General features: G+C 55.8%; 4 tRNA genes. All 4 read left to right on the top strand.

The annotated features are described in order from the left end of the window. Window positions 1-89: 89 nt before the first annotated feature. The 4 genes from HMPREF2604_RS03390 to HMPREF2604_RS03405 all read left to right on the top strand — a co-directional run bounded on the left by HMPREF2604_RS03390 (window position 90) and on the right by HMPREF2604_RS03405 (window position 487). A tRNA-Val gene (locus HMPREF2604_RS03390) sits at window positions 90-161 on the top strand. A 44-nt stretch (window positions 162-205) separates the two neighbouring features. Then, window positions 206-281: transfer RNA gene (locus HMPREF2604_RS03395), tRNA-Gly, on the top strand. Between the two features lie 31 nt (window positions 282-312). Next, window positions 313-383: transfer RNA gene (locus tag HMPREF2604_RS03400), tRNA-Cys, on the top strand. Between the two features lie 32 nt (window positions 384-415). Then, window positions 416-487, top strand: a tRNA-Val gene (locus HMPREF2604_RS03405). Window positions 488-552: the final 65 nt, after the last annotated feature.

The following is a 552-nucleotide window of genomic DNA, read 5'->3' on the forward strand; positions in this document are numbered from 1 at the left end:
TCGCGAGTTCGAGTCTCGTCATCCGCTCCAAGGCTTTCTTGATGCTAGAGGGAATCTTGAGCAAGTAGATAGCCTTGATAAATGGATAAGCGCGATTAGCTCAGTGGGAGAGCGCTTCCCTGACACGGAAGAGGTCACTGGTTCAATCCCAGTATCGCGCACAGGGAGTTCCTTATAGACTCCGTGACAAACTCCGGTTTGTCGCGCGGATGTAGCGCAGTTGGTAGCGCATCACCTTGCCAAGGTGAGGGTCGCGAGTTCGAGTCTCGTCATCCGCTCCAGCACATGTAGTGTGTGAGGCGGTATCGCCACGGTGGAATGGCCGAGTGGTGAGGCAACGGTCTGCAAAACCGTGCACACGGGTTCGATTCCCGTTTCCACCTCAAAAGCTGGCGCCCAACTTTGGGTGCTGTGAGCGCGTTTAGCTCAGCGGGAGAGCGCTTCCCTGACACGGAAGAGGTCACTGGTTCAATCCCAGTATCGCGCACAAGGACTTAGTCCTAGAAACCGGGCCTGGTTTCGAATGCGGATGTAGCGCAGTTGGTAGCGCAT

The sequence above is a fragment of the Corynebacterium sp. HMSC055A01 genome (assembly GCF_001809405.1).
Lineage (GTDB): Bacteria > Actinomycetota > Actinomycetes > Mycobacteriales > Mycobacteriaceae > Corynebacterium > Corynebacterium hesseae.